The sequence below is a fragment of the Roseibium sp. genome, assembly GCF_025698965.1.
GTDB lineage: Bacteria > Pseudomonadota > Alphaproteobacteria > Rhizobiales > Stappiaceae > Roseibium.
In genome coordinates this window covers 1-7,090 of sequence record NZ_JAILWL010000346.1, presented here as the reverse complement: position 1 = coordinate 7,090, position 7,090 = coordinate 1, and the positions used below count along the sequence as shown (strand labels likewise).

At 52.5% G+C, this 7,090-nt stretch carries 8 protein-coding genes; 4 read left to right on the top strand and 4 right to left on the bottom strand.

Annotation, left to right across the window (positions count from 1 at the left end):
* From K5905_RS23270 to K5905_RS23260, 3 genes are all read right to left on the bottom strand, one after another.
* On the bottom strand, positions 1–687 hold a 687-nt coding region (locus K5905_RS23270), incomplete at its 3' end, for an SDR family NAD(P)-dependent oxidoreductase (protein WP_297588370.1).
* A gap of 168 nt (positions 688–855) precedes the next feature.
* Positions 856–2,211, bottom strand: a complete 1,356-nt coding sequence (locus tag K5905_RS23265) for an adenylate/guanylate cyclase domain-containing protein (RefSeq protein WP_297588368.1) — start codon at positions 2,209–2,211, stop codon at positions 856–858.
* Between the two features lie 101 nt (positions 2,212–2,312).
* A complete protein-coding gene (locus K5905_RS23260; protein WP_297588365.1) occupies positions 2,313–3,434 on the bottom strand; it encodes a helix-turn-helix transcriptional regulator in 1,122 nt (373 codons plus the stop codon).
* A 538-nt stretch (positions 3,435–3,972) separates the two neighbouring features.
* Between K5905_RS23260 and K5905_RS23255 the strand changes: the two genes are divergently transcribed.
* The 4 genes from K5905_RS23255 to K5905_RS31640 all read left to right on the top strand — a co-directional run bounded on the left by K5905_RS23255 (position 3,973) and on the right by K5905_RS31640 (position 6,146).
* Entirely contained in the window at positions 3,973–4,194 is a 222-nt protein-coding gene (locus K5905_RS23255) for a caspase family protein (protein ID WP_297588363.1), read from the top strand.
* Between the two features lie 184 nt (positions 4,195–4,378).
* Entirely contained in the window at positions 4,379–5,029 is a 651-nt protein-coding gene (locus tag K5905_RS23250) for a cupin domain-containing protein (protein WP_297588361.1), read from the top strand.
* 230 nt (positions 5,030–5,259) lie between these two features.
* Positions 5,260–5,745: a DNA alkylation repair protein gene (locus K5905_RS23245; RefSeq protein WP_297588359.1), complete on the top strand. Its 486-nt coding sequence runs from the start codon at positions 5,260–5,262 to the stop codon at positions 5,743–5,745.
* Positions 5,742–6,146, top strand: coding sequence for a DNA alkylation repair protein (locus K5905_RS31640; protein WP_367187012.1), 405 nt, complete (start codon positions 5,742–5,744; stop codon positions 6,144–6,146). Before K5905_RS23245 ends, K5905_RS31640 begins: the two co-directional genes overlap by 4 nt.
* On the opposite strand, the gene K5905_RS23240 is transcribed toward K5905_RS31640, so the two are convergent.
* Positions 6,143–6,967, bottom strand: coding sequence for an MBL fold metallo-hydrolase (locus tag K5905_RS23240; protein ID WP_297588356.1), 825 nt, complete (start codon positions 6,965–6,967; stop codon positions 6,143–6,145). The two genes, K5905_RS31640 and K5905_RS23240, sit on opposite strands and share 4 nt — an antisense overlap.
* Positions 6,968–7,090 lie beyond the last annotated feature (123 nt).

The following is a 7,090-nucleotide window of genomic DNA, read 5'->3' as shown; positions in this document are numbered from 1 at the left end:
CAGCTGAGCATACTCCCTCGCCTTGCCCAACCGGGACGGGAACGGCACCTGCTGACCAAGGGACTGCTGCACCTCTTCGGGCAACCCGAGCAGCATCGGCGTTTCAAAAATGCCCGGTGCGATGGTCATGGCGCGAATACCCAGTTTCGACAGGTCTCTGGCAACAGGCAATGTCATGCCGGCAACACCTGCCTTGGAAGCTGCATAGGCGATCTGGCCCACCTGCCCGTCAAATGCGGCAACGGATGCAGTTGAAACGATGACACCGCGACCACCGTCATCTGTTACCGGATCCAGCGTCCCCATTCCGGTTGCCGAGATCGAAAGGCATCTGAAAGATCCAACCAGATTGACGGCAATCACCTTTTCAAAGAGATCCATCGGATGCGGTTCACCGCGCGATGTGGTCTTGGCTGCAGGTGCAATTCCTGCACAATTTACCAGAATACGCTCCTGACCATGGGCCGACCGAGCCTTCTGGAAACCAGCTTCAACACTTGTCTGGTCCGTTACATCGACTTCGGCGAAGACACAACCGATTTCCTCGGCAATTGCGTTTCCCTGGTCTGCATTCCGGTCGAAGATCGTAACCTTGACGCCATCACCCGCCAGTATACGTGCCGTTGCAGCACCCAAGCCCGACGCTCCGCCCGTTACCACGGCGGCTAAGGTCGAATCCAGCTTCATCACACCATCCCTTCAACTTAAAAAGTTGATTTTATTTATCTTTATCTACCGTATTGACGATTAGGTCAATTTGAGAGGCAAAGTGACTGAGAAACGGCGTCCGGTCAAGCGCATTCGCAGCCCGGCGTCGCAGAAAGATCACACAATCAGCCGAGACGGCGTCAAAGTTCAGCTTGCAAGAACGACGAGATCGACAGGCGTGTGCATGCCTGCAACACGCGTCTCGGGTCTGGCTTCGATGCGCTCTACGCCATAACCTTGTTCGCGGGCCAGATCCCAGGTCACCCGGTCGGTCAAGGATGAGGAGTTTTGCTCCTTATTGGCGTCTTCCAGTTTGGCTGCCCGGTTGACCGCATCGCCGATAACCGTGAATTCCAGCCTTTGCTTGGAACCGATGACACCGACGGTGACCGGTCCGGCCGCAACGGCTGTACCGATCCGCAACTCAACCGGCCAACCGGCGGACTGAAAACGTTGCTGCCCCTTTTCGACACAGTCCACCAGCTTGGCAGCTGCTCTGAGCGCATCGGCCGCATAGGTGTCGGAGGGGTGAACCGCGCCAAAAGTTGCCAGAATGCCGTCGCCCAGAAACTTGTCGACCCTACCGCCTTCCTGATTGATAACCTCAACGGCAAGGTTCTGATATTCGGCAAGAACGGCGAGAACCACTTCCGGGGGTAACTTTGCTGATGTCGAAGTGAAGGATCTTATATCAGCGTAAAGGATTGCCGCGTCGCGTTGGCTCCCCTCACCAGCCTGCAACTCGCTGTCGGCACCGGTGATGGAAGCAGCAACCTCCGGTGCAAAAAACCGCCGCAGGTCCATCGCAGCAGCATGATCCCTTGTTGCCTCGAACAACATCGACCGGCCCCGATAAAGCGCAACAGAGAGAATGATGGTGACCGTGAAAATCACCATGGTCTTGTCGAGTTCAGCCCCGATCAGGATTGAGTTTCCGGTCAGATATTCAACGTAGTTCCGCGTGACCCGCATGTGATCCATGTCCGCGAAGGCTGCATAGAACACAAGGCCCAGCCATCCGGCGACGGCGACCAGCCCCGTGGTCAGCACGAAACGAGGGTCGAACCTGAGCGCCCTCAATCCAATGAATATGAAGACATACATCAGCGTCGGGGTCTTCAGATAGAACGCCGGGTGCTGGTCATATTGAATATGGAAGGAAAAGATCAGGCCGACCAGCAGGGCCATGTCAACGCCGATCGAAATCAACAGATACCATTGCGGCAGTTCGAACCGGTAGGACAGCACGAGACGCAAAACGGTGAACAGGAAATAGGCGCCCAGCGCAATTGGCACGAAATTGAAGCCCGAAGCCCCTTCAGCCCTTGGCGCGATTGCATATAGCGTGGTGAAAAACAGCACCAGCCCAAGCTGTACCCAGCTGATCAACCGTTCCGACGAAGCTTCGCGTGCACGGATCTCTGCCCGTACGCGGTCCGGAATTCCTGTTTCAGGCGGTCCGCCATGAAGGATGTAGCGCAAAGTGTCCCGAAATGAGCTCATGATGTTCCAGTTTCCAAAGGTGTGTGGAGTTTCTCCCTTTGGACCCGATTGCGCAATAAGGTGCGCGGGAATGTGACCTCTCGTGAAGAGAAAACAAACCGCTAAAAAATACCCTGCAGCCTTAGTTGCTCGATCTTTCGCACAAGTTCGGCCTGCCTTCGACACCCGGACTTGGCCAGTGCAGACTTGATCTGATTGCGAACCGTAAAGACGCTGACCTGTCGGTTGTCCGCAATCTCTGCCAACGTCTTACCTTCCGACAGCATGCATGCAGAGGCCGCCTCCACCGGGCTCAAACCCAGTTCTGCCTGTAGTTTTTCCTGTATTGTGACATAATTGTTGTTCGGTTTGATTGCCAACAGAATGGCTGAAACGGATTTTGTCATAAACGCACTGAACGGCATGTCATCCCGATCCCCCAGCCGCACGCCCATCGCCCTGCAAATCCATCCATGACCATCCTCGTCCACCATCTGCAAATTGCTGAAGGCATTCGAACTTTCCCTGGCCTGATAGCGAACAAACGCGCTGAACTGGTTTTGAGCCTGTTCGGACCTAAATTGCAGGCGCCGGTTGATCGCGCTTCCCACCAGGGTTCCTTTTGCAAGCAGTTCATGTGCTTTCGAACAGGCAAAATGGATCAGCATGGTCGGGTCGATTACGAAAATTGCCGTACCGACACCAAGAAGATGACGTTCGGCGGCCCATTTTTCGAAGGAAAGACCGGAAATCATCCGGTTGATTTCCAGTGATTGCCGAATGACAGGCGCAAGCTGGACGCAAAGCTGTAGCCATTCGTGCTCGTATTTTTCCCTGTCTTTTGCTCGCAGATTGCCGCCGATCAGGAACATCCGGTCGGCATCGAAGGCAAGCATCGATCCGCCTCCACCATAGATGTCTTCCATCGGACGAAGGAGGTCCGCGTAAAAATCGGTCTTCTTCAGAATTTCGGTTTCACATAACTCGTCCGTGGATATCGACCTGCCTACGGCGCATTTGGAGAAATTGGCGGCAAAGGGATTCTTGTCGGCGTACAAAGTCTCATAAAGATGCAGGATCGCCGGGTCATACCCGGACGAGTAGGCCAGCGGTGCAGCGTTTGTCAGCTGGTCATAGCCGATGAGCTGGGTGCAAATGCGCGTCCCCAGAACCTGTCCCAATTCATCCAGAAAGTTCTGCCACCTGCCCGGATCCAAAGCGGCTGCAACCGCCAGGTTAGTCAAGCGTATGTATTTTTCCGCAGCTACGACCACATTGCCCCCTAGCGGTCCCAGTCGGGTTCTGTGCCAAAATTAGCAAATTCCCTGCGTTGAAAGGCGCTTATCGCCTGCAACTCCTATTTTTTGTCAGACATAGTCCAAATGGATCATGCATTTAATGTATACACCTTGTAAACAACTATTGATCGTATTGGGCAGTCAGGGGCAACGTTTTTTTCAAGTTGCAAGTGGCTGATTACCGGATGCGCTAAAGGGACCCCGCATTCCTGCATCGGGCACCGATCAATTTTTTAGCTGTGTTGATTTTTTGGCGGCCATTTTGGGCCGCCTTTTTTTTAGGAAAAGCAGCTGATAACCGCCCTGCTCCTGCAAATTGGCGAGATTTTGCGCTCAAATCTTGACGCAGAGTGATTTTGCGACCCAACTGACTATGGTTGTAAGTGCGGAGAAATTCTCGACCTGAAAAAGGGTCGAACTAATCAGCACCTTCATGGCCCGGTCCGGTGAGGAAAGGGCCAAGAGCGAGCTTGGGGTCAGATCTATGCGAGCACTGATGATATGCCTTGTGGTGATGTTAAGCGTCGCCTCCGCACACGCGGAACGGAGGGTTGCGCTCGTCATCGGAAATTCCGATTACCAGCATGTCACGGAACTAAAAAATCCTTACAACGACGCAAAAGATATGACGCAGAAGCTGAAGGAGCTGGAATTCGAAGTCGTGGAGGGTGTCGACCTCGATCTTCGGATTTTGAGACAGCTTTAACCACAAAATTCACTAGTCTCTTTGCAATCTGACGCGTACAGATCCTGCTCTTCATTCCCAATAATCAATATTGGTTTTCATCAAATAGACACAGTTATTTTCATTAATATTTTTGAAAATAGCCCCTCTCATCGATGTATCCGATTTTACGGATACGTTCTGGCATACTTTCTGACAATCTCCATTGGCCAAAGCGGTGAATGAAGCGACCATGTCTTGTGGGGTCGGTTCCAAACCAGAAATCGACATCAAATCGCTGAATTCGAAATTGGTGCCCAGCATCGAAAACGAGAATGTAATTAGCGTAACTCTGAAAGGCGGACAGATGAAGCCAATAATGAACATTGATGAAGTCCAGATCAGTCATTCGCAGGAAAATGGGCTTTTCACCTTTCGAAGAGGGAAAATCAGTGACGAGATTGGAGCAAGAAAGATCGGCTACAACCTGACGATCCTCCCCCCTGGAAAGGCTCAATGCACCTTTCACAGTCATCGCCATGAAGAAGAAATGTTCCTGATTCTGGAAGGAGACGGGGAACTGAGATTTGGTGACAAACGTTACCCAATCCGTCAAAACGATATCATTGCCTGCCCCACCGGAGGCCATGAAGTCGCACACCAGATCATCAACACAGGCTCGCAGGAGCTCCGATATCTTGCGATTTCCACCGTAGAAAACCTGGAAGTTTGTGAATACCCGGACTCAGGGAAAATCGGAATTTATGAAGGCCCAAGAGGTCAAACAAACCTGATAAAACTGTTTCGAACAGAAGATGAAGTCGACTACTATCGCGGTGAAACATCTTCCCCGAAGCCGGAAAGCAGCCAAACATAAGACGCGCTATCCATGGTAGCGGTCTGTTTTTTCTAGGAGCGAGATCCGTCTGAGAGAGACGACCGCAAGTTTTCATTTCGCTTTCGAACCGTCTGTGCACCCTATTGTATTGGAAGTGCACTCGTAACCTGCGAGTTCCAAATTCCGTTTGTCGCGCCGATGGCCACGAAGTCCTACAACGCCGATATCGCCTGCTATTGCAGATCTCGAGGCCCGAGAAGGGGTTTTTGATGGAAAATTTGCGTCGTAATGTCGAAATTGAGGCACTGCATGGCACAATTACCATGAAGCTAAGTTCCTTAGGTGAATCTACACCTTATGCCGCTGATGCAAATGAGCCTGATCCTCGTTATCTGGGTTACGGTGCCAGAGCGCCGGAAATGAGGCGGGTGATCTCCGGCTTCAAAACTGATTTTTCCATGTTGGGAACCGAGCAGAAGGTTGAGCTGGCTGAACGTCTCATCGGTTCGGGATACGGCGAGCAAAAGAGCGTTGCATTGGCGTTGTTGGAGCAGGTGCCAGAGTATTTCTCACCAGAGCGATTTGATCTCTTGGAGAAACTCATCAGAGGTCTTCATGGATGGAGCAAGATCGATAGCTTCACGAAGTTCTTCTTAAAACAAATACTGGATGCCCACGAGGACAAGTTTATCGAGCTGCCAGGACGTGTGGACGAATTGGTTTCGGGCGCGGCGTGTGTTGCATTTGAGTCGTGAGCAGGAGGGAAGCGAAGCCCGTATTGATATACGGGCGAGCTTTCCGACGCCCTCAAGACTCAAAACCAATTCGTCCACACGGCCCAGATTCCTGGAACGTCGATGATGATCTCTGGCTTCGCAGGGCAAGCGTCGTCGTCTTTACGCGCAAAGTCGCCAAGTCAGGTTTGTACAAAGATACTGCGCTGGCGAATTGCAACACCTTGATCAATGATCCTGAACATTTGGTCCAGACCGGGGTCGGGTGGTGTCTGAGAGACCTCATGCGAAGGCACAAAGAAGAGATATTGAGCTATGTTCTCCATTTAAGAAGAAAAGGTATAAGCAGCAAAATTACGCTCTATGCATTACGCGATATAAAGGGCGAGGAACGCAGCGCCATCCTGGACCAAAGCGTTTAGGGCCGAAGTATCATGCCCTCGCTTGCAACCAGCGTACCTGAATAGGCGTTTTGAGCCGCAAGACCGATCTCGTCGAGCTCGTCATCCGATCTTTTCGGGTCGTGATGGAACAGAACAGGAGTCTTGACGTGTCCTTCCCGAGCCAGTTGCACCGCCTTTTGCCAGGTAGAATGGCCCCAGCCCTTGAATGCCGGGTATTCCTCATCAGTGAACATGGCGTCGTAGATCATGATGTCGGCGCCCTGAACGAAGTCTGGAAGCGCGGCATCTATTTCGGGATCACCATGCTCGTGATCGGTGATGATGCAGATTGATTTTCCCTGATACTCAAAACGGAAACCGCAAGCGCCGCCCGGATGGCTCAAAGGTGTGGTGCGTATGACGAGGTCATCGTCTCTGGGGATCTGACCACCGGCCGTAAAGGTCTTGAATTCAACTGCTTTCAGCGTTTTGGCTGCAACCGGGAATATCGGCGGCGACATGATCCGGCTGACGATATCGACAAGGCTGGTTTCGTCCTGGAAGTGCCCTGCCCAGGCGGTGACTTCAAAATTCGGATCATAGGCGGGCTTGAAAAACGGCAGTCCGCAAATGTGATCCAGATGTGTGTGCGTGAACAGGAGGTCGAAGGAACGTGGTTTGCACTTGCAGAGTTCCATGCCGAGGTTGCGCGCACCGGAACCGCAATCCACCAGAACAAGAGCATCTCCGGCGCGTATCTCGAAACACGATGTTTCGCCGCCGTAGCGGAGCGTGCTTGACCCCGGTGTCGGAGTGGATCCTCTTACGCCCCAACAACGGAGCGAAAATTCATCTGCCACGTGTTACTCCCTAGCCGCCGGCTGCACCTCGACGAGCATCAGCCAGATCACGGGTTGTCCGTTCCAGTCTTAGTGCCAAAGTCCTCATAACTTCCAGTGAAATATCCGGAAATTCTTTCAATA